The sequence below is a fragment of the Aeromonas rivipollensis genome (assembly GCF_010974825.1).
In the GTDB taxonomy this organism is placed as follows: Bacteria; Pseudomonadota; Gammaproteobacteria; order Enterobacterales; family Aeromonadaceae; genus Aeromonas; species Aeromonas rivipollensis.
The window spans coordinates 50,928-72,188 of sequence record NZ_JAAILA010000013.1; the positions used below are offsets into that span (position 1 = coordinate 50,928).

Annotated in this window: 14 protein-coding genes and 1 pseudogene; 3 read left to right on the plus strand and 12 right to left on the minus strand. The window is 59.4% G+C overall.

Annotation, left to right across the window (positions count from 1 at the left end):
* Nucleotides 1-54: 54 nt before the first annotated feature.
* Nucleotides 55-1,089, minus strand: a complete 1,035-nt coding sequence (fbp, locus tag G4923_RS09910) for a class 1 fructose-bisphosphatase (RefSeq protein WP_025326809.1) — start codon at nt 1,087-1,089, stop codon at nt 55-57.
* Between the two features lie 361 nt (nt 1,090-1,450).
* Here fbp and G4923_RS09915 point away from each other — a divergent pair, with 361 nt between their 5' ends.
* Nucleotides 1,451-3,067: a peptide ABC transporter substrate-binding protein gene (locus G4923_RS09915; RefSeq protein WP_163136894.1), complete on the plus strand. Its 1,617-nt coding sequence runs from the start codon at nt 1,451-1,453 to the stop codon at nt 3,065-3,067.
* Between the two features lie 47 nt (nt 3,068-3,114).
* Here G4923_RS09915 and G4923_RS09920 read toward each other — a convergent pair whose 3' ends face one another.
* The 3 genes from G4923_RS09920 to sixA all read right to left on the minus strand — a co-directional run bounded on the left by G4923_RS09920 (nt 3,115) and on the right by sixA (nt 5,040).
* Nucleotides 3,115-4,035: a DMT family transporter gene (locus tag G4923_RS09920; RefSeq protein ID WP_163136896.1), complete on the minus strand. Its 921-nt coding sequence runs from the start codon at nt 4,033-4,035 to the stop codon at nt 3,115-3,117.
* A gap of 197 nt (nt 4,036-4,232) precedes the next feature.
* The gene (locus G4923_RS09925; RefSeq protein ID WP_005324080.1) at nt 4,233-4,439 is read right to left on the minus strand and encodes a DUF1107 domain-containing protein; all 207 of its coding nucleotides are present in this window, start codon (nt 4,437-4,439) and stop codon (nt 4,233-4,235) included.
* Nucleotides 4,440-4,572: 133 nt separating this feature from the next.
* Nucleotides 4,573-5,040 (minus strand): phosphohistidine phosphatase SixA, encoded by a 468-nt coding sequence (sixA, locus tag G4923_RS09930; RefSeq protein WP_163136898.1) that lies wholly within the window; start codon nt 5,038-5,040, stop codon nt 4,573-4,575.
* Nucleotides 5,041-5,202: 162 nt separating this feature from the next.
* On the opposite strand from sixA, the gene G4923_RS09935 reads away from it, so the two are divergent.
* Nucleotides 5,203-7,977: an insulinase family protein gene (locus G4923_RS09935; RefSeq protein ID WP_163136901.1), complete on the plus strand. Its 2,775-nt coding sequence runs from the start codon at nt 5,203-5,205 to the stop codon at nt 7,975-7,977.
* A 318-nt stretch (nt 7,978-8,295) separates the two neighbouring features.
* On the opposite strand, the gene G4923_RS09940 is transcribed toward G4923_RS09935, so the two are convergent.
* Both G4923_RS09940 and G4923_RS09945 read right to left on the minus strand, forming a co-directional pair.
* The gene (locus tag G4923_RS09940) at nt 8,296-8,943 is read right to left on the minus strand and encodes a thiopurine S-methyltransferase (protein WP_163136903.1); all 648 of its coding nucleotides are present in this window, start codon (nt 8,941-8,943) and stop codon (nt 8,296-8,298) included.
* Between the two features lie 206 nt (nt 8,944-9,149).
* Nucleotides 9,150-10,511 (minus strand): leucine-rich repeat-containing protein kinase family protein, encoded by a 1,362-nt coding sequence (locus G4923_RS09945; protein ID WP_163136905.1) that lies wholly within the window; start codon nt 10,509-10,511, stop codon nt 9,150-9,152.
* A 139-nt stretch (nt 10,512-10,650) separates the two neighbouring features.
* Here G4923_RS09945 and G4923_RS09950 point away from each other — a divergent pair.
* Nucleotides 10,651-10,809 (plus strand): annotated as a pseudogene (locus tag G4923_RS09950) (methylated-DNA--[protein]-cysteine S-methyltransferase); the annotation flags it as partial.
* A gap of 29 nt (nt 10,810-10,838) precedes the next feature.
* Here G4923_RS09950 and G4923_RS09955 read toward each other — a convergent pair.
* The 6 genes from G4923_RS09955 to G4923_RS09980 form a co-directional block, all read right to left on the minus strand.
* Nucleotides 10,839-12,122, minus strand: a complete 1,284-nt coding sequence (locus G4923_RS09955; protein ID WP_163136907.1) for a hypothetical protein — start codon at nt 12,120-12,122, stop codon at nt 10,839-10,841.
* 587 nt (nt 12,123-12,709) lie between these two features.
* Complete coding sequence (locus G4923_RS09960; RefSeq protein ID WP_163136909.1) at nt 12,710-12,982, minus strand: hypothetical protein; 273 nt, start codon at nt 12,980-12,982, stop codon at nt 12,710-12,712.
* A 381-nt stretch (nt 12,983-13,363) separates the two neighbouring features.
* Nucleotides 13,364-14,953, minus strand: coding sequence for a glutamine-hydrolyzing GMP synthase (gene guaA / locus G4923_RS09965; protein WP_163136911.1), 1,590 nt, complete (start codon nt 14,951-14,953; stop codon nt 13,364-13,366).
* Nucleotides 14,954-15,036: 83 nt separating this feature from the next.
* Complete coding sequence (guaB, locus tag G4923_RS09970; RefSeq protein WP_041205879.1) at nt 15,037-16,500, minus strand: IMP dehydrogenase; 1,464 nt, start codon at nt 16,498-16,500, stop codon at nt 15,037-15,039.
* 268 nt (nt 16,501-16,768) lie between these two features.
* A complete protein-coding gene (locus G4923_RS09975) occupies nt 16,769-17,404 on the minus strand; it encodes a YitT family protein (RefSeq protein WP_163136913.1) in 636 nt (211 codons plus the stop codon).
* Nucleotides 17,405-18,033: 629 nt separating this feature from the next.
* Entirely contained in the window at nt 18,034-21,240 is a 3,207-nt protein-coding gene (locus tag G4923_RS09980) for an alpha-amylase family glycosyl hydrolase (protein WP_240455284.1), read from the minus strand.
* Nucleotides 21,241-21,261 lie beyond the last annotated feature (21 nt).

Sequence of the window (21,261 nt, forward strand, 5' to 3'; positions counted from 1 at the left end):
AGCCAAATTGGCTCCCGTTTTTTATCTGCTCATCGCAGGCACGACATCCGGGCATCACCCCTGATTGGCCGGATCCTCGTGGGCGGAGAATTCCCGCATAAAGGCCTCGGCCCGCTCCACCATCCTGGTGGAGCCGACGAAGTAGGGGGTACGCTGGTGCAGCGCCGTGGGCTGGATGTCCATGATGCGGCCAAAGCCGTCGGACGCCTTGCCACCGGCCTGCTCCACCAGGAAGGCCATGGGGTTGCACTCATAGAGCAGGCGCAGCTTGCCGTTCGGGGAGTTGGTGCCGGACGGATAGATGTAGATGCCGCCCTTGAGCAGGTTACGGTGAAAATCCGACACCAGGGAGCCGATGTAACGGGAGGTGTAGGGCCTGTGGGTCGCCTCGTCCCGCTCCTGGCAATATTTCAGGTACTTCTTCACCCCGTCCGGGAACTTGATGTAGTTGCCCTCGTTGATGGAGTAGATCTTGCCCTCCTCCGGGATGCGGATGTTCTCGTGGGAGAGGCAGAAGCAGCCGATGGAAGGGTCATAGGTGAAGCCGTTGACCCCGAAGCCCGTGGTGTAGACCAGCATGGTGGAGGAGCCATAGACCACGTAACCGGCGGCCACCTGGCGGTTGCCAGGTTGCAGGAAGTCCTCCAGGGTCACCCCGGCGCCCGGCTTGCTGACCCGGCGATAGATGGAGAAGATGGTCCCGACTGAGACGTTGACGTCTATGTTGGAGGAGCCGTCCAGAGGGTCTATCAACACCACGTACTTGGAGTGACGGGAGAGTTCGGAATCGAAGGAGACGAAGTCCTCTTCCTCCTCGGACGCCATGCCGCACACCTCGCCACGGGCCTCCAGCGCCGCCTTGAAGCGCTCATTGGCGTAGACATCCAGCTTCTGCTGCACCTCCCCCTGCACGTTTTCGGCCCCCATGGAGCCGATGATGTCCGCCAGCCCCGCCTTGTTGATCTCCCGGTTCACCACCTTGGCAGCCAGACGAATGGAGCTGAGCAAGGAGGTCAGCTCGCCGGTCGCGGTAGGGTAGTCCGCCTGCTTTTTGACGATGAACTCGCCCATGGTGATCATGTTTCGCATTCTTGTTCCTTTAAGATCGTTTCCGTTGGCCGTTGAAAACGTTTGCAAGTGTCGGCAAAAAAAGTGCCGATCCTCGGCAGCGTTGTTTTGTAACCTAATGTAACGCCTGTTTTTTGTTTTTGCAGCGAATTAAGCCGCCGTATAAATCGCCAGAAAACCCCGTCGACAGGGGTCCTAGCGCTGAAAAGCGGGCTTCAATCGGCCTCTTTCTTCATGTTAATTCGTGACAAGAATACTATTTCACCCCGCCCCTCCCCATCCGGTTCTCTCCCCCGACGCCAGCCGCTCCCCCTCTTGAGATCTCGCCCTCAATCCAGCACACTGGCACGGCTTTGGAAGCAAAAAAACATAAGGATATTCAATGAAAAGGACTCTCATTGCCGGCGCGGTTGCCGCCCTGATCTCCCTCCCCGCCCTGGCGGCCCAGGTGCCCGCAGGCACCAAGTTGCTACCCAGTGCCCAGCAAACCTTCGTGCGCAACATAGGCACAGAACCCGCCTCCATCGACCCCCAGATGGTGGAAGAGAGCGCGGGCAGCGACATAGTCAACGATCTGTTCGAGGGGCTCTACACCCTGGATGGCGACGGCAAGCTGCAGGCGGCCGGCGCCCTTGGTTACGAGCTAGATGACACCGGCACAATCTACACCTTCAAGCTCAGACCCGATGCCAAGTGGTCCAACGGCGAGCCGGTGACGGCGGCGGATTATGTCTATGGCTGGCAGCGGGCGGCGGATCCCAAAAACGCCTCCAACTACGCCTGGTTCATCGAGCTGACCGGCGTCGCCAACGCCAGCGAGGTGGTGCAGGGCAAGAAGAGCCCGGATGCCCTGGGGATCAAGGCGCTCGATGATCACACCCTGCAGATCACCCTCAAGGCCCCTGTCCCCTTCTTCCTCAAGACCCTCTCCCACTACACCACCTTCCCGGCCCCCAGGGCCACCATAGAGAAGTTCGGCCACGAGTGGGTCAAGCCGGGCAACATAGTCTCCAACGGCGCCTTCGCCCTCAAGGAGTGGACCCCCAACGAGCGCCTCATCGCCGAGCGCAATCCCCACTACTGGGACAATGAGCACACTGTGCTGAACAAGGTGATCTATCTGGAGATCGTCTCAGATACCGCGGCCTACAACCGCTATCGCGCGAGCGAATTGCACTACACCACCTATCCCCTGGAGCAGTATCAGCAGATCAAGCGCCAGAGCCCGGACGATCTGGTGAGCGCCCCCATGCTCGCCACCTACTACTACGTGTTCAACACCCAGCGCAAACCCTTCGACGACGTCAGGGTGCGCAAGGCGCTCTCCCTTGCCATAGACAGAGACACCATCACGGAGAAGATCCTGGGACAGGGGCAGCTCTCGGCGTTCAGCCTGACCCCGCCGAGCGTCGATGGCTTCGAGCTCAAGCCGCCCGCCAGCGAGCTGATGAGCAAGGAGGCGCGGATCACCCAGGCCAAGGCGCTGCTCGCCGAGGCGGGCTACGGGCCGCAAAATCCGCTGGATGTGGACATCCTCTACAACACCAACGAGGGGCACAAGAAGATAGCGCTGGCCATCTCCTCCATGTGGAAACACAACCTGGGGGTCAAGGCCGAGCTCAACAACATGGAGTGGAAGACCATGGTCTCGGCCCTGAACGAAGGGGATTTCGGGGTCAGTCGCTATTCCTGGAACGGGGATTACAACGATGCCTCCACCTTCCTCGACATCATGACCTCCAGCAGCAGCGCCAACAGCGGCAAGTGGTTCAACAAGGCCTATGACGCCCTGCTGGCCAAGGCCCATGACGCCAAGGATCCGGCTGAGCGCAACCGGCTCTATCAGCAGGCCGAGGCGCTGATCGACGAGGAGGCCCCCATAGCCCCCGTCTACTTCTATGTGAAGTCACGGCTGCTCAAGCCCTTCGTCAAGGGCTACCCCTACCATAACCCGCAAGATCTGGTCTATGCCAAAGACCTCTATCTGACGGCGCAATAAGCGCCCCCCAGATAGCAAAAGACCGCCTCCAAGGGCGGTCTTTTCGTTCAATCTTCCTGGCAGCCGGCCATCGCGAGCCGGGCCCGCCGCCGCACGACCACGGGTTTGACCAGCAGCTGTGCCAGCAGCACCCCCAGCAGTGTCATGCCGCCGCCGATGAGGTGATAGCTGGTGAGCGTCTCTCCCAGCCAGCTGATGGCCAGGGCCGCCGTCATCACAGGCAACAGGTTCATGAAGATGGCGGTGCGGCTGGCCCCGAGCAGGGCGATCCCCTGCATCCAGAGCCAGGGGGAGAGGGCCGAGGTCGGGATCCCCGCATAGAGGATGAGCCAGAGCGCGCTGCCATCCGGCCACTTGCCATCCACCAGCAGGTAGAAGGGGGTGAGGAACAGCAGGCTGCAGAGCACCTGGCCGTAGAGCATGGACCAGTTGTCGAGCCCCAGATCCCAGCGCTTGAGCAGCACGCTGTAGAGCGCATAGGTGGCCGCCGACAGCAGCATGTAGACGGATCCGATGTGAATGCCCTGGGTGAACAAGCGGGTCGGATCCCCCTGCCCCAGCAGGATGGCGAGCCCCAGGATGGAGATGACGCCGCCGACGAGGGCCCCCCAGGTGGGGCGCTCGCGCAGCAGCCAGATGCTGAGCAGCACCGTCATCAGCGGGGTCAGCCCCATCATCAGCCCGATCTCGGTGGCCCCCAGGGTCTGGGCCGCGTAGTAGCCGAAGGTCTGGTTCAGCACCATGCCGAGCAGGGCCAGCATGGCCAGCCGGGAGAAACCGGCCCGCAGCTTGTCACGCATGCGCCAGGCCCGCCGTGCGAGGAAGGGGGTCAGCACCAGGGCCGCCACCATCCAGCGCGACCAGGCCAGGGCGGCCGGTGAGAGCACCCCCACCGCCAGCTTGCTGACGATGCCGTTGCCGGCCCAGATGGCCATGCAGGAGAAGGGGAACAGGAAAGCAAGGGGCATCGCTATGTCCAGAGAAAGGGGGCGGATATTTCGCGGGAGTATAGAGAGGCAAACAGGATAAGCAAGCACCCTGATGCGGGACGCGGCAACCTTATTCGAAAATCGATTTAAGAGGCCTGAGAGGTGTCACAGAGGCCCAGATGCAATCATGCCCGCACTGGGCGGGCATGAGGGGGAGATGACACCATAGATGCGATTCAAGCGGCATCCATGTGCAGCCTCGATATCAGCTCGTTGACTTCGAGCACCGTCTGACGGTGGGGAATATCGGCTTGCAATGGCATCATCAGCAGGCCCGACTGGAAATCGAAGCGCCCCCTGCCGTGGATGTAGATCCGTCCCTTGAAGAAGGTTTTGACATGTTTTGCCACCATCAGTGGCAGGTACTTCTTGAACACTCTCATCGTTTGCAACCTCTTGCAGTTGTATCCGTATGACAGCAGCTTATGCGAGATAATTCCGTTAAATTTGTATAAAAAACCGGAAAAATCGACTCTCTCTTCCCCAAAAAACCAAACTGTAACTTTTTATTAACTTTTACCGTATTGTATGCGGTCCTTCCAGCCAGAGCAAGGCCCCCTTGCCATCTTGCCACTCGATGCAGGCCAGGCCCGAGGTGGCAAACATGGGCGCACCCGCCGCCGGACAGAGGCTCTGCACCAGATACCCGACCAGGGGCAGGTGGCTGACCATCAGGATGTTGTCGTGGGTCGCCGCCAGCGCGGTGAGATAACTCGCCACGAAGGCCGGATCCCCGTAGGGGGTGATCTCGCCGCTCTCCTCGACCTTGAGGGCCTCGGGCAGCTCGACAGAGATGGCCTGCCAGGTCTGTCTGGCACGCAGGTAGTTGCTGTGGATCACCAGGCTCAGGGAGCCGGCCAGCTGAGGTGCCAACCAGCTCGCCATGTGGATGGACTCTTCGATGCCTTGCTCGGTCAGTGGACGCTGTTCATCAGTCTTTGCGTTCATGCCAGCCTGGCCATGACGCATGATGTAGATTTTCATTACAACCTCGCCCAGGGGGCCTGTTTAAATAGCGGGGGGATCTTACCCCGCCATGCAGGGGGAAACAATTGCGCTACCTCTCAGAAAAGGGTTTGCCTCGTGAGATAGCGGGGTCGATAATCATGTTTAAATTCAAATAAATTCACCGCGAGTCACGCCCCAATGAGCCCATATGCCAGTCCCAACGACCATCGGCGGTATCACTATCTGGAGCTGGCAAACCGGCTCAGGGTCTTGCTGATCTGCGATCCCGAGACCGATAAATCGGCCGCCTCCCTGGCCGTCAACACCGGCCACTTCGATGACCCTGTCGATCGCCAGGGCATGGCCCATTTCCTTGAGCATATGCTGTTCCTCGGTACCCGTACTTATCCCAAACCCGGCGAGTACCAGCAGTTCATGAGCCGCCACGGGGGCAGCAACAACGCCTGGACCGGCACCGAGTTCACCAACTTCTTCTTCGACATCGACAACGGCTTCTTCGAAGCGGGGCTGGATCGCTTCTCCCAGTTCTTCATCTGCCCCACCTTCGCCCCCGAGTGGGTCGACAAGGAGCGCAACGCGGTCGACTCCGAATACCGCCTCAAGTTGCAGGACGATGTGCGCCGCAGCTATCAGGTGCACAAGGAGACGGTCAACCCGGCCCACCCCTTCTCCAAGTTCTCGGTCGGCAACCTGGATACCCTGGCGGACTTGCCCGGCCGGGATCTGCGCTCCGACCTTATAGCGTTCTACGAAAGCCACTACAGTGCGGATCGCATGGCGCTGGTAATGCTCTCTCCGGCATCTATTGAAACCCAGCTGGCCTGGTGTGATCGCTTCTTCAGCACAATTCCGGATCGTCGCCTGGGCCCCCCCGCCCTCTCGGCGCCCCTCTACCGGCTCGATGATCTCGGCATCCGCATCCAGATAGCGCCGGTCAAGGAGACCCGCAAGCTGGCGCTGACCTTCCCGCTGCCGAGCGTGGATGCCCTCTATGACAAGAAGCCCCTCACCTTCCTGAGCCACCTCATCGGCTACGAAGGGGAAGGCAGCCTGCTCTCCCTGCTCAAGGCGAGAGGCTGGGTCAACCAGCTCGCCGCCGGAGGCGGCATCAGCGGCGCCAACTTCAAGGACTTTGGCATCAGCTTCGGCCTCACGCCCCTCGGGCTTGCCCATGTGGACGACATCATCGCCGCCCTGTTCGGCTACCTGAAACTCATCGAACGCCATGGCCTGCAGGCCTGGCGTTATGACGAGAAGCGCAGCGTGCTGGAATCCGCTTTCCGGTTCCAGGAGCGGGGCCGGGCGCTGGACACAGTCTCGGGGCTGGTGCTCAACCTGTTCAGCTATGCCCCGGACGATCTGCTCCACGGCGACTACATGATGCGCGAGTACGATGAGCCCCTGATCCGGCGCTTCCTCGCCAAGCTGACCCCCCACAACCTGCGCGTCACCATACAGGCGCCGGAGGTGAGCACGGATCGCCTGGCCCGCTGGTATCAGACTCCTTACAGCGTCCAGGCCATCACCGAGGCCGAGAAGATCCGCTGGCAGCAGAGCGAGCCGGATCCCGCCCTGCATCTGCCCTCCCCCAACCCCTTTATCAGCAACCGCCTCGATGCCAGAACGCCGTCCCTCAGTGCCGACATGCCGGCCTGCCTGGTCGACCGCCCCGGCTTTCGGCTCTGGCATCTGCACGAGCACCTGTTTGGGGTGCCCAAGGGGAGCCTCTATATCTCCATCGACAGCGAGCATGCGGTCAGAAGCCCGCGCCACATCGCCATGGCCAGGCTGGCGGTGGAGCTGCTCACGGATCACCTCAATGCCCTCACCTACCCGGCCGAGCTCGCCGGGCTCGGCTACCAGATCTATGCCCATCAGGGGGGCTTTACCATCAACCTGAGCGGCTTTGCCGACAAGCTGCCGCTGCTGCTCGACATGATCCTCGGCAACCGTACCCTGGGCTATCCGGATCCGGCTCGCTTCAGCGAAATCAAGGAGCAGCTCATCCGCAACTGGGAGAACCAGTCCAAGACCAGGCCCATCTCCCAGCTGTTCAACCAGCTCACCAGTTTGCTGCAACCAAACAACCCGCCGTTCGAACAGTTGCTGCGCCATCTGCGCACCATAGCACTCGACGAAATGCCCGACTTCGTCGCCCGACTCTTTGCCGAGGTGCACATAGAAACCCTGGTGCACGGTGACTGGACCGCCGCCGAGGCGCTTGAGCTGGCCGCCCTGCTGGAGCGTCACCTCGGCGTCAGCAGCCAGCCCAGTGCCGAGACCCGCCGCCCTCTCATCTCCATTCAGGACAGAGGGACCCTCATTCGCGAGCAGGGGTGCGATCACGAAGACTCAGCGCTGCTGGTCTATTACCAGTCCCGCACCACCCGGGCGCGAGATCTCGCCTGCTTCACCCTGGCCAACCACATCATGTCCTCCACCTTCTTCCACGAGCTGCGCACTCGCCAGCAACTGGGATACGTGGTGGGGGCCGGCAACCTGCCCCTCAATCGCCATCCCGGCCTCATCTTCTATATACAGTCGCCGGTGGCCGGGCCGCAGATCCTGCTGGATGCGGTGGAGGAGTTCATCGATCTCTTCCCGCTGGCCATGCTGGAGTTCACCGAGCAGCAGTGGCAGGACAGCAAGGCGGGCCTGCAGGCCCAGCTCAGCGAGCGGGATGCCAACCTGCGCAGCCGTGGCCAGCGGCTCTGGGTCAGCATAGGCAACAAGGATCTGGGCTTCGATCAGCGGGAGCGGGTGCGCGAGGAGGTGGGCAGGCTCAGCCGCGCCGATCTGGTGCGCTTTATTACCCAGCTGCGCTCGCGCACCTCCGACAGGTTGATCCTCTGCAGCTATGGCCTGGGCCACGAGCACGACGAGCGGATCACCGGCCAGTTCATCGACGACCCCAAGGCGTTCCGGCTCAATGCCGCCACCTTCGAGGCCTGATCAGGCCTCGATACCCGCCCCATTCCCCCGTCCCACGACAGATTGCAGACAATAAAAAGCCGACCCCTGGGGGTCGGCTGGAAAAACCATAATCAATTGCGACCAGAGCCGCCAAAAGTGAACATGAGCGTGAAAATCAGACACTGAGTCGATGAACGGCCGAATGGTTCAAACCAGAGCGTATCGGTCGACACCTGCAGTGATTGAGAAACAGCCTTATCTTAGGCATTCCCCCGATCTGTCACGTTGATCTATGTCAAAGGAGGTAACAAAGTGTCGCGCGCCTGCGGCTTTATCAGGCGGGATCACATTGTCACCTCAGCCCCGACGGATCAGGCGATAGGCCACCTCATCGAAATAGGAGAGCTGCCCCGAGAGCACCCTGGGGTGATCCAGCTCGGCGGCACGCCCCAGCACCTCCACGCTAAAGTCGCGCTCAAACAGGGTGCGCACCTCCATCTCCCCCACCGAGAACGGCGGCTGCACCTGCTGCTCCGGCTGATACTCGAGGGTCACCAGCAGCACCTGACCACCCGCCTCCATCATGCGGCTCATCAGGGTCGCATACTGGCGGCGCATGGCCGTCGGCAGGGCGATGAGGGCGGCCCTGTCATAGGCGAGCCGGTAGCGGCGTCCAAGCTCGGGGGCGGCGAAAAAATCCCCCTGATAGATGCGCAGATCGTCGTGCTGGTGACACTGATAGGGGCCCACCTCGGTCAGTGCCTCGGTCAGGCCGTTCTCGCTGAAAAACTGGCTGATGGCCAGGGCCGAGAGTTCGAAACCATCCACCGGATGCCCCTGATCGCTCAGCCAGAGCAGGTCGCGGGACTTGCCACACAGGGGCACCAGCACGGGCTCACCCTGCTGCTGGGCCGACCACCAGGATTGCAGCCAGCGGTTGAAATCTGCCTGATGAAAGCCAATCCGGTTCTCTTTCCACTTCTGATGCCAAAACGCCGCTTCCATCATCATCCTCTCGTCATCTGCAATGATGCATCAATATCACAACTTCATCGGGACGGCGCAACCCTTGTTGCCCCCTGCCCCGCCTTTTTGCAAAACAGAGGGTTACAACTTCAGCGGGGGCCGCGAGGAGTCGTTTCCAAGAAGTTCATCTCATGGCCAGACTCTATATCGGGAGCGAATGCCCGGTGACGCCCGGGCGGCCTGGCTCAGGCACAGACGGGCTCCGCCGTCATGGTGGTCGCCACGGCGTCTATCCGGGCAACAATCTCTGCAAACGAGGGGCGCTGCAACACAGCCTCCAGGAGACACTCTTCGGCCAGTGAGTGAAGCGCCCCAAGCGCCTTGTCATTGGGGCGGCAGCGCGCCAGCAGCTCCTCCAGCAGGCAGCCAAAGGCCCTGACCTCCAGACGCTCGAGCCGGGCAGCCCGCTCACGGTCAGCGCCGTCATAACAGGAGGCGGCGCCGAAATCCCCGAGCAGCACCCGGCCCTGTTCCTGAACAGAGTGCAGCAGAGAGTGCAGCAGGTTGTGGGCGTAGAGATCCCCGTGCAGTATCCCCCTCTCATGCAGATGCCGGGCGGCGGCGGCCACCCCCTGCACCATGGTAATCAGGGCGTTCGGGGTGAAGGTCAGATCCGCCGGATAGACATCCCGGGTGCAGGAGTCCAGGCTCGGCGGCCCCGCCAGATTGACAAACCGGGGGTCTATCAGCGTCATCACCAGGGTCGGCATGCCGGAGGGGTGATCGCTGACTCGGCCCACCACCCCGATGAGGTTGGGGTGCCTGCCTGCGGCGAGCGACACCGCCATCTCGCAGCGAGGCAGGCCATCGCTGGTCACGGCCCCCTTGAAGAGCTTGACCGCCACCCCCTGCGTCCCCTCATCGGAGAGCAGTGCTGCGCTGTGGATAACCCCGGACGCCCCCTGCCCCAGTTGCTCCCCCAGCGTCAGCGCCTGCCAGGGGATCTCGGCCGCGGCTGCCGTCTCGCCGAGTCTGCGCTCCTGCTTGTCGCTAAAGGGATTGCCTGCATAGGCCAGCCAGGCGAGGCGTGGCAAACCGAGCAGCCACTCGGGAAGCGCCTCCAGCCGGTTGGCGGCGATGCGCAGCAGCTCGAGCCGATGGCAATTGGCCAGAGTCTCTGGCAAGGCGGTCAAGCGGTTGCCCGCCAGCATCAGCTTCTGCAATCCGGCGCACTGGCCCAGCTCGTCCGGCAGTCGTTCGATGACGTTGTCGGTCAGGATCAACCAGCGCAAGCCAGCAGGCAGGGATGCGGCCGAGACAGTGGCAATCCGGTTGGCCTTGAAGCCCACCATGGTGAGTGCCGGGCAGCGTCCCAGCACCTCTGGCAGTTCGGTAAAGCGGTTCTCGGAGCAGAAGATAATGCGCAGCTTCTTGCACTCTGCCAGTTCGTTGGGCAGCTCGCTAAGCTGGTTGCCGGTAAGATCCAGCACCTCCAGGGTCTCTTTGAGGCTAAAAATCTCGGGGGGGAACACCGTCAGGTTTTCGGCGAGTTTGAGGTGGCGAGCGCCAAGCAGTTCGCCCGCGCGCAGCTGTTCCAGGGTATGCATAACCATTTCTCAATCTTGTCGTGGCCCTGCCTAGCGGCGCTAAAGCAGACCATATGGTACTGCCGGACATGAGCCCGGCGGTTTTAAAGGAGGGCATTATAGAGAATTGGGATCGAGATCGCCTGTTTTGTTACAGATGGCCGCCAGTGCCATCGGCCTCGTGGTGGGCGCCAATCCCGTCGCCTTGATGATCCCCTGCCACAGACTCATCCAGCAAAATGGCAAGTTCGGCGGCTATCACTGGGGCGAGACCCGCAAACAGGCGATACACGCCTGGGAAGCGGCGAGGAATGAATAAGGTACGGCCAATAACCACAAAGCTCAGGTCTACGAGTAGTCTTCCAGGGTAGCTCTCACCTCTCCAAACTCCGGTATTCCATACCCATTACGCCCAATAATAGGTTTGTATATTAGTTCAAAACTCACACTTATTTTATGCCCTGAATAGGGTCTGTCCTCATCTGTCTCACCTTGAATTTCTGCAGATGCGTCAACTACGATGCTTCCATCCTTTGCGTTTCTAATACTTATAAACTCAGCATACTCAACCCCGAATGAGTGAGCATTAGTTTCAGCAATTACGCTATTAACCCCATCATCACTAACCAAATCAAAAATATTACTTGAATCATCTAAAAAATCTTTTGCTACATCCTCCTTTAGTTCAGATGAAATAAACCTAAATCTATCCAATAGTTCAAACGTACTAACCAAATGATCAAATAGCACCCCCTCGTTGATATTCTCTTTGTGTTTTTCTATAATGTTTTTCAAGTCGCTTAACAATGTGTTGCCATCGTATACAACAAAAGACACCCCCCCTAATTTATGCAATGTAAAATCATTATCCATCAGTAATGATTCAACATCCTCGTAACCAAAAGATACCGATATAGACTCAGCCATCAACCCCAAAGAAATGTGTAACCCATCTTCACGTAGTGATTTCGATAAAACATCTAAAAACAGGTAGAGTGTAGGAAAGTGTAAATCAACTAATTCTTGATGATGTTTAGCTTTTGCTATTTCATGAGCCTGTTGTTCACGTTCATTTTTACGCTGTACTTCATCGACTATCAATTTTAATTCTTTAGCTTCAAGCTCAGATTTCTCTTGCTTAGCATTAGCTTCTTTAAGTTCAGCCTTTGCTTTGTCTGCATCAGTACGAATTTTTTCTGCTTCAGCATCTTTTTGTTTCAACTCAGCTTCAAGTTTTCTACCAATATATGGATTGGCAGGATCTGCTTTGTACAACTCCTCATTTAACTCGGCTTTCTTTCTAGCTTTTATAATATCAATATTGACAATTTCAATGTGCCTCCACTCCTCGGCTTTCTTTAAAATTTTGTGACTGACTACATTCAGATATGGCAGACCAAACGCATACAACAGCGCAACTAAAAATGGCCAAAGCCATACACTAAGATTTTCAAATGTAAGAATGTTTTCGAAAGCAATCAACCTTACCTCTAGTGTACCACCGCCCCAAAAAAGCAATAGAAAATGCTTCCAATTAAATATAGCCCAAGCCCCAATGAAAGCACCCAGCACAGGGCTTGTGATTTTTACTTTGTTATCGCTAAACCAGCTTTTTAGTAAATCTTGCACCATAAAAATTCCCCCAGCACGCTAACTGCATCGCAAAACCATACAACATAATAAACACCATCTAAGCGAATTTTTTAGTTCTCGATGGACTAACAGCAACAATATAATTTCCATTAATTTGTAATTTATTACAGATACTTAGCTGTGCTTAAATGAAAGGCGGTACTAATCCAATAGCAGAGCCTTACGTATAACTCTGCTTCATCTTCACAACCACCTAAAAACTCATTTTAAATCAATACATTACCAAACCATCACTGATAGGTGATCACACTCGCTCAAACTACCTCCCGACTACTTAAAGCCTGCTGCGTGCTACCTATGACGTTGCTTTGGTGTGCTTAATAGGTGACTTCATAGAGGCAATCTCCGAACGACCATCCTAGCGAGCAAGGCAGATAAGCAAAAGCGGATGATGATAATTTGCTGAGCAAGATCAACAAATTAAATAATAAGTACAAATGCTGGCCACATATCAGAGGCGCAGAATCGTAGATGAAGAAAAGATGCCCTAAGGCGTCTTTCTTTATTGCTGGTTGTTGGGCCAACCGGTTAGAGACCATGTCCTCCCGCCTTGCCCCGCACCCAAATCAGATCGGGGTGATGGAGGTGATATGAGCAGAGCCATCCAGAGACTGGAAGATCTGCACCACGGCTTCCCCGTGGATCGGGTTGGGCAAGGGCACTGTGGTTTTGCATTTGAAACGGTAGTTGGTGCCGGCGACGACCTGGGTGGAGACTTCAAAGGGTGTGTACTGCACCCCGACAAATCCTTCCAACGCCTGGTTGAATATGGCCTGATCTTTGGCGCTCAGCTTGTGGTATGCGGTCCATCCACCCAACAACACAGCTTGTTCTGACATAGCAAACCCTCCGTGATCTCTTGTCCCTACTCGTTTGGCTGTTCGGGTTCCGCCCCGTTGATTCAAGTGGTGTCCGGTCTCCACCGGAGTGCCATCAGTGCCGCTTGGCGTGATGACGATGGGCCAGTTTTCGCGGCTGTTTGCACGTGAGCCTAGGCCCTCCCCCTTGCCACGAGCGATTGATGATAATGGTCTCAATTGGCATGAGAGAACCTGGTGCGGGATCGCGGAAATGCCCCTGTCACATATGACAGGGGCAAAGCGGCGAAAAAGCTGCTCGGAAAAAGAAGATGTGTGGCGCAAACGATTGAAAAAAGAAAAGACGCCTCAAGGGCGTCTTTTTGACAGTTTTGCATTATCGGCAAGGAAAGCGGTGAGCGCTTATTCCCATTCGATGGTCGCGGGCGGCTTGCCGGAGACATCGTACACCACGCGGGAGATGCCGTTGATCTCGTTGATGATGCGGTTCGACACCAGGCCCAGGAAGTCGTACGGCAGATGGGCCCAGTGAGCGGTCATGAAGTCGATGGTCTCGACGGCACGCAGGGCGATGACCCAGTCGTACTTGCGACCGTCGCCCATGACGCCGACGGAGCGCACCGGCAGGAAGACGGCAAACGCCTGGCTGACCTGGTTGTAGAGGTCGGCCTTGCGCAGCTCTTCGATAAAGACGGCATCTGCCTTGCGCAGCAGGTCGCAGTACTCTTTCTTCACCTCGCCGAGCACCCGCACGCCCAGACCCGGACCCGGGAAGGGGTGACGGTAGAGCATGTCGTAGGGCAGACCCAGCTCCAGACCAACGCGGCGCACTTCGTCCTTGAACAGCTCGCGCAGCGGCTCCACCAGACCCATCTTCATCTCTTCCGGCAGGCCGCCGACGTTGTGGTGAGACTTGATGACGTGGGCCTTGCCGGTCTTGCTGGCGGCAGATTCGATGACGTCAGGGTAGATGGTACCTTGCGCCAGCCACTTGGCGTTTTTCAGCTTCTTGGCTTCGTCGTCGAACACTTCCACGAAGACGCGGCCAATGATCTTGCGCTTGGCTTCCGGCTCGTCTTCACCTGCCAGGGCAGAGAGGAAGCGCTCTTCGGCATCGACCTTGACGATCTTGAGGCCGAAGTGATCGCCAAACATCTCCATGACCTGGGTGCCTTCGTTCAGGCGCAGCAGGCCGTTGTCGACGAAGACGCAAGTCAGGCGATCGCCGATGGCGCGGTGCACCAGCATGGCGACCACGGAGGAGTCCACGCCGCCGGAGAGGCCCAGGATCACTTCATCGTCACCCACCTGCTCGCGGATGCGGGCGACGGCGTCGTCGATGATGGTGGCCGGGGTCCAGAGGCATTCGCAGCCACAGATCTCCTTGACGAAGTGCTCCAGCATGCGGGCACCCTGACGGGTGTGGGTCACTTCCGGGTGGAACTGCACGCCGTAGAAGCGACGGGCCTCATCGGCCATGGCCGCATGGGGGCAGGTCGCGGTCTGGGCTATGGTGGTGAAGCCGGCGGGGATCTCGGTGACCTTGTCGCCGTGGCTCATCCAGACGTCCAGCAGGGCGTGGCCGTTCTCTGCGATGGCGTCTTCGATGTTGCGCAAGAGGGCGCTGGTCTTGCCGGAGTGGCCCAGCACTTCGACCTGGGCATAACCGAATTCACGCAGGGTGGAGGATTGCACCTTGCCGCCCAGTTGCTCGGCCATGGTCTGCATGCCGTAGCAGATGCCGAACACCGGCACGCCGGCGTTGAAGACGTACTCGGGGGCACGGGGGCTGCCCGCCTCGGTCACGGATTCCGGGCCGCCGGAGAGGATGATGCCGCTCGGATTGAATTCGCGGATCTGCTCTTCGGTTACGTCCCAGGCCCACAACTCGCAGTAGACGCCGATTTCACGGACACGACGGGCGATGAGCTGGGTGTACTGGGAACCGAAATCCAGGATGAGGATGCGGTGCTGGTGAATGTCTTTAGTCATTTTATTCCTGCATCAGGCTGATTTGTCACAAAAAGCGTGGGGATAAAAACGTGTTAAAGAAACGGGGCCAGAGCCCCGTTTCATCAGCCCATCCGGTAGTTGGGGGCTTCTTTGGTGATGGTCACGTCATGGACGTGGGACTCTTTCATCCCGGCGCCCGAGATGCGCACGAACTCGGCCTTGGTGCGCATGTCGTCTATGGTGGCGCAGCCGGTCAAGCCCATGGAGGAGCGCAGGCCGCCCATCTGCTGGTGAATGATCTCCTTGAGGCGGCCCTTGTACGGCACGCGCCCTTCGATACCTTCCGGCACCAGCTTGTCGGCGGCGTTGTCGGTCTGGAAGTAGCGATCGCTGGAGCCCTTGGACATGGCGCCGAGGGACCCCATGCCGCGGTAGGACTTGAAGGAGCGGCCCTGATAGAGCTCGATCTCGCCCGGCGCCTCTTCGGTACCGGCAAACATGGAGCCCACCATGACGCAGCTTGCGCCCGCGGCGATGGCCTTGGCCACGTCGCCGGAGAAGCGGATGCCGCCATCGGCAATCACAGGCACGCCTGTGCCTTCCAGGGCGTCAACGGCGTCGGAGATAGCGGTGATCTGGGGCACGCCGACACCGGTCACGATGCGGGTAGTGCAGATGGAGCCAGGGCCTATGCCGACCTTGACGGCATTGACGCCGGCAGCGACCAGCGCCAGGGCACCGGCGGCGGTGGCCACGTTGCCACCGATGATTTGCAGCTCAGGATAGGCGTCGCGGGTCGCCTTGATGCGATCCAGCACGCCCTGGGAGTGGCCATGGGAGGAGTCAATCAGCAGCACGTCCACACCGGCTTCCACCAGGGCGGCGACGCGCTCTTCGTTGCCTGCACCGGCGCCGACGGCGGCACCGACCCGCAGACGACCGCGCTCGTCTTTACAGGCGTTCGGCTTGCGCTCGGCTTTCTGGAAGTCTTTGACGGTGATCATGCCTTTCAATTTGAAGTCGGCGTTCACCACCAGCACCTTCTCGATACGGTGCTTCTGCATCAGGGCAACCACCTCTTCGCGAGGGGCCCCTTCACGCACGGTGACCAGACGATCCTTCTGGGTCATGATCTGTTCAACGGTCTGGGAGAGATCGATCACGAAGCGCACATCACGGCCGGTGATGATGCCGACAAGCTGGTTGCCGTCAGTGACCACAGGGTAACCGGCGAAACCATTCTTGTGGCTCAGCTCCTTGACCTGGGCAATGGTCATGTCAGGGCGTACGGTGACGGGGTCGGAGACCACGCCGCTCTCGTACTTCTTGACCTTGCGCACTTCGGCAGCCTGCTGCTCGATGGACATGTTCTTGTGAATGAAGCCGATACCGCCTTCCTGGGCCAGTGCGATAGCCAGACGGGCTTCAGTCACTGTGTCCATGGCAGCGGAAATCATCGGGATATTCAGGGAGATAGCAGACGTGAGCTTGGTACGCAGGTCGGCGGTATTCGGAAGAACAGTGGAGTGTGCTGGAACCAACAGTACATCGTCGAAGGTCAGCGCTTCTTTGGCAATCCTGAGCATGGCAATATCTCACCGTTGAGGAGTGGGGGTGTAAAATATTGCCGACAAATTTTACTCATGCATTGGTCACTGGTAAAGAAGTTTTTTGAATTTTTTATGGTGTAGCCCGGTTTAACGGCGCCAACGGGGCAAAAAACCAATAAATTCAGGCGTAACCATGCCTTTTTTCGCGACAAGATGATCTTTTTTGCAGTTGGCAGCCAAATGCCCGCCAGGCGCCCCTCGGGTCACTTTTTAACAATTCCTCTCCCCCTCTCGGGGCCGCCACTCAGCCCCCCTGATAACGACCGGGTTTGTGCCAGTTCATCAGCATGGCGTTCATGGCGAGCGCGCTCAAGGTGGACCAGAGCAGCAGGGAGAGCGGCAGCGTGAGCAGGGAGAGCGCAAACACCAGCACATCGAGCAGCATCTGGCTCTTGCCCGCGTTGATGCCGGTGCGCCTTTGCAGCCAGAGCGTCACCACGCCTATGCCCCCCACGGAGGCGTTGTGGCGGGCGAGGGAGAGCACCCCCATGCCGAGGAAGGTGCCCCCCACCAGGGCGGCAAACAGCGGGTGGATGTAGCTCACCGTCAAGAGCAGCGGCACCCCCTGGGTGGCGGCCGAGAGCGCCACATTGACCACCAGCGTCTTGAGCATGAAGCCCCGCCCCATGGTGAAGTAGCTGAACACCAGAAAAGGCAGGTTGGCCAGGAAGAAGAGCACCCCTATGGGCAGGCTGCTGACGTGTGCGAGCAGCAGGGCTATGCCCGCTATGCCGCCGGTGATCATGCCGGAGCACTTGAGCAGATTGAGGCCGACTGCGATAAACATGACCCCGAGGATCATGCCGTAGACGTCGTCCTTGAGGGTGTGGGCCAACCCTCTGCCCACAGCCGCCGGCTGCATGATCATTTCACCTTCCATATGACTCCTTGACACGAATTGATTGTGGCGTCCCTTGCCCGAAAAGCAGACCGTTCCGGCACGGATGGCGGCGGTGCATTCAGCCTGCTGGCACCAGCCCCCGACCTTACGGCCCCCTGCCCCTGACATCGCCATCATGGGCATGACAAGTCACAGCAAAAAGAGCGCCAATCAAAACAAGAGTCCGAGATACCATCAAAAATCGAATTTAAATTCCGCATAGCCATAAAAAAACAGATAGATCATACCAATACAGGGATCAACTCCCGTGCCGGATCAGCATGTTTACCCAATTAACCCAAAAACATGTCGTGGTCCTTCCTGATAAATTCGTTTAATCGGTTGATCATGCCGATAAAATGTCACTTTACAGCATGGAAGATGCCCGTCAGGAGGGCGCCATGGGGCTGTCTGACATGTTTCTGCGGGATTGGGCGCAAGGGCAAATAACAAAGAAATGCACCAAATCAGGGCGAGCGCACCAAAGGCGTGCAATTTGGGGCCCTGCGCTTGCCTCGCCCGGCGCGACCTGGGTGGGATGCGCCGGCCCTCATCCCCCGCTTCATGCCTCGGCGCCATAAAAAAGTCGGCCCCAAGGCCGACTCGCTGCACACCATCACAGGCGCCCCTTATTTGAGGTACTTGCCGTCCACCCCCACCTTGCCAGGGCCACCCAGCACCCAGACTCGGGCCGAGTAGGCAGGCACCTGGAAGCTCAGGCTGCCGTTGCTGACGCTGACCGTGGTGCCGGTAACCGCATCCCTGTAGGTGCCGTTTTTCAGGCCGCTCAGGCTTATCTGCTGGGCCGAGTTGGCCGCGAGGCCCACGGCGGCGTAGCTGCCTTGCGCGCTCAGGTCACGCACGAAGCTGATGCCGCTCCCCCACTCGTTCACCTGGCTCATGGGCGCCTTCTGCAGGGCGGGCACCGCCTTGCGGATCTGGTTCAGGCGCTTGATGTGCTGATAAAGCGGGTGACTCGGGGTGGCCGGGTTGTCCAGCACGTCCCCAAAGTAGGCACGGCCTGTCTGATCCACCGTCATGGTGGCCCCGTCGATGTCCTGGGGCTTGCCAGCCTGGAACATCACCTCCTCCCCGTAGTAGAGGGTCGGGATGCCACGGGCTGTCCAGAGCAGGTTGTAGGTCATGGCCGCATTGCCCTCTTCCCCGCCGTAGCGGTACTTGAAGTCATTGTCCGGCCCCACGTCGTGGTTCTGGAAGAAGGTAATGAGCTTGGTGGCATCCCCATAGACCCAGTCCATGGCGAAGATCCCCCCCACTCCGCCAAAGCTCCCCTTGGTGACGTTGTCACGGAAGGTGGAGAAGAGGGAGAAGTCCAGCACCGAGAGACCCGAATCACCGCCAGCGCGAGGGTTGGCCGGGTTCGGGGTGGTGCGGGTGTACCACCAGGGACGGATCACCGCGGAGGCGTTGTCGTTGGCCAGCTCGGATCCCCAGCCGGTACCCTTGACCAGGTTCTCGCCGAACACGAACAGCCCCGGCTTGTGGGCCTGCCAGTCGTGCACATAGGTCAGCAGTTCGTCCCGCTCTATGTGCTTGAGGGTATCGATACGGATGGCATCCACCCCCATGTCGAGGTACTGACGAATGGCGCCGTTGAGGTAATCCTTGACGTTCTGGTTGCCGGTGGCGAGATCGATGCAGTCCCCCGCCATGTGCTTGCGCTGCAGGGCGAGCGGGTTTTCCCAGTCGCCGCCGGACATGAAACCGTCCAGGTGATACCAGCTGGGATCCAGGGTCTGGGCATCGATGCCAAAGAAGCGGTTCGGGTTGTAGCCTGCACTCGGCACGCTGGCCCCTGTCTTGGGATCGATCAGGGGCTGGGTGCCGGCCGGATCGGACTGGCAGCGGGCCTTGTACCAGTCGGGGGCGGCGGGGTTGTCATCATCACAGCGGTTGGCGCTGGCGTAATCCCCGAGGTTGCCCTGATAGGGGCCGTTGTTGATGAGCCCCTGGCTGGATCCTGCCGGCACGTAATATTTGACCGGCAGGCGATCGATCCAGGTCTTGCCACGCAGGCCGTACTGGCTGGAGTGGTTGATCACCACATCCTGTATCACCTTGATCCCCTTGGCGTGGGCGGCCTGGATGAACTCCCGGTAGCCCGCTCCCGGCGACTCCAGTCGGGGATCGACCCGGTAGAAGTCGTAGGCGTGATAGCCGTGATAGTCGAGGCCGGAGCGGTTCTCCACCGGCGGCGTCACCCAGATGGCGGTGAAGCCGAGATCCTTGATGTAGTCGAGCTTCTCGATGAGCCCCTTGAAGTCGCCACGCCAGTGGGGATCCCCCGCCTTGTAGCGGTCCCGGTTGTAATAGTTGTTGTTCCCGTCCCCATCGTAGAAGCGGGCGGTCAGCAGGAAGTAGATGCTCTCGCCACGAAAATCGCCCCCCGCCACCGGGGTCTCGCCAATCTGATAGCTGAAGCTCTGCTCCCCTTGATTGCCGGTCACATCGACACTCAATGTCTTGATCACCAGATCGGTGCCGCTACCCTTGTCGCTGGCGACAATGGCCTGGCCGGCGTAGCGGGGGGACGCCGTGGTGGGCTGGCTGCCGTCCGTGGTGAAATGGACCCTGGGGGCGCTGTCGTTATCGTCGCTCACCGAGAGGGTGATGGACTGCGCCTCTGCATAGCTGCCCGGGGCCGGGGTGGCGGTCACAGTGGGCGCCTGATTGTCGGCGCCAGCCAGGGGTGCCACCTCCAGTGTCTTGTCCTGGCTATCGAAGCAGATGCGGTAACTGGTGTCGGCGCTCACCTTGTAGTCCTGGGCCGGATAGGCTTCGGTCCAGTCCCCCTTGCGATCAATCTTGAAGCGGGGATTGCTGCTGCCAAAGGCCTGCTCGGTGCAGAAGGTCACTCCGTCCTCGCTGGTCATGACGGTCAGACCCCAGTTGTTGGGGGTACCGCGGAAATACCAGCTGCCGCCGGTCTGGGGGGCGGACACCACCAGGCTCACGCTGCTGCTGCTCTTGGCCCCCTGATCGTCGGTGACCGTCAGGCCATAGGTGAAGGTGCCCGCCTGAGCCGTGTTGACGCTGATGCTCTCCGTGGTTTCGCCGCTGCTCCAGAGATAGCTGACAATCTGACCATCGGGATCCGTGGAGTCGCTGCCGCTCAGGGTGAGCCCATCCCCCACAGCGATATTGAGGACGCCGCCCGGGGTGATGACAGCGATGGGGGGCTGATTGTCGTCCCCGAGCGGCGTGATGCTGTAGGCCTGGGTCTCGTCATTGACCTGGAAGCGCACCATTCCGGTGCCGCTCCAGAGGATGTCGCCGCCGCTGCGCTCCAGCACACCATCGGCATTGCTGTCGCCGAAGTTGATGGCCCAGTCCCCCGCCTGATCGAACTTGAGCCGCTGGTTGGTCTTGCCATCCATATAGGCTTCGGCCTGCCACAGGTGGTCGGCCACCAGCGTCATGGGCAGGCTGGCCCAGCCATTGAAGGTGCCGCGCACCTGAAGCTGCGGCAGCGTCCTGGCAAACCCCGATGCCTCGCAACTCGCCACCGCCGTGGTGGTGATGGCCTGGGTGCCGGCATGAATGCGGATCTGATAGTGGGTGTTGGCAGTGACCGCGTAGTCGGCGGTTGGGTAGCTCTGCTGCCAGTTGCCGTATCGGTCGATCTTGAAGCGCGGGCCGCCGCTGGCGTCCCCGCTCTGGAAGAACTGACAGGTGTCAAAGTTGAGCCCATCGGTCGACACCATGGAGGTCGCCGCCCATCCATTCGCGGTGCCCCGGAAGAACCACTCCGCCGCCGCACAGGGCGCCGTGATCAGGGTTCCCAACAATCCGGCCGCGAGTATCCATCTAGCCATTGATAGTCCTTTATTTTCATT

Coding starts and splice junctions, on each gene's coding strand:
- G4923_RS09920 (WP_163136896.1), bottom strand. CDS start 4,035: ATGCCCCTTGCTTTCCTGTTCCCCTTCTCCTGCATGGCCATCTGGGCC.
- G4923_RS09945 (WP_163136905.1), bottom strand. CDS start 10,511: ATGCATACCCTGGAACAGCTGCGCGCGGGCGAACTGCTTGGCGCTCGC.
- G4923_RS09935 (WP_163136901.1), top strand. CDS start 5,203: ATGAGCCCATATGCCAGTCCCAACGACCATCGGCGGTATCACTATCTG.
- G4923_RS09925 (WP_005324080.1), bottom strand. CDS start 4,439: ATGAGAGTGTTCAAGAAGTACCTGCCACTGATGGTGGCAAAACATGTC.
- guaA (WP_163136911.1), bottom strand. CDS start 14,953: ATGACTAAAGACATTCACCAGCACCGCATCCTCATCCTGGATTTCGGT.
- G4923_RS09960 (WP_163136909.1), bottom strand. CDS start 12,982: ATGTCAGAACAAGCTGTGTTGTTGGGTGGATGGACCGCATACCACAAG.
- G4923_RS09915 (WP_163136894.1), top strand. CDS start 1,451: ATGAAAAGGACTCTCATTGCCGGCGCGGTTGCCGCCCTGATCTCCCTC.
- G4923_RS09955 (WP_163136907.1), bottom strand. CDS start 12,122: ATGGTGCAAGATTTACTAAAAAGCTGGTTTAGCGATAACAAAGTAAAA.
- G4923_RS09975 (WP_163136913.1), bottom strand. CDS start 17,404: ATGGAAGGTGAAATGATCATGCAGCCGGCGGCTGTGGGCAGAGGGTTG.
- fbp (WP_025326809.1), bottom strand. CDS start 1,089: ATGCGAAACATGATCACCATGGGCGAGTTCATCGTCAAAAAGCAGGCG.
- sixA (WP_163136898.1), bottom strand. CDS start 5,040: ATGAAAATCTACATCATGCGTCATGGCCAGGCTGGCATGAACGCAAAG.
- guaB (WP_041205879.1), bottom strand. CDS start 16,500: ATGCTCAGGATTGCCAAAGAAGCGCTGACCTTCGACGATGTACTGTTG.
- G4923_RS09940 (WP_163136903.1), bottom strand. CDS start 8,943: ATGGAAGCGGCGTTTTGGCATCAGAAGTGGAAAGAGAACCGGATTGGC.
- G4923_RS09980 (WP_240455284.1), bottom strand. CDS start 21,240: ATGGCTAGATGGATACTCGCGGCCGGATTGTTGGGAACCCTGATCACG.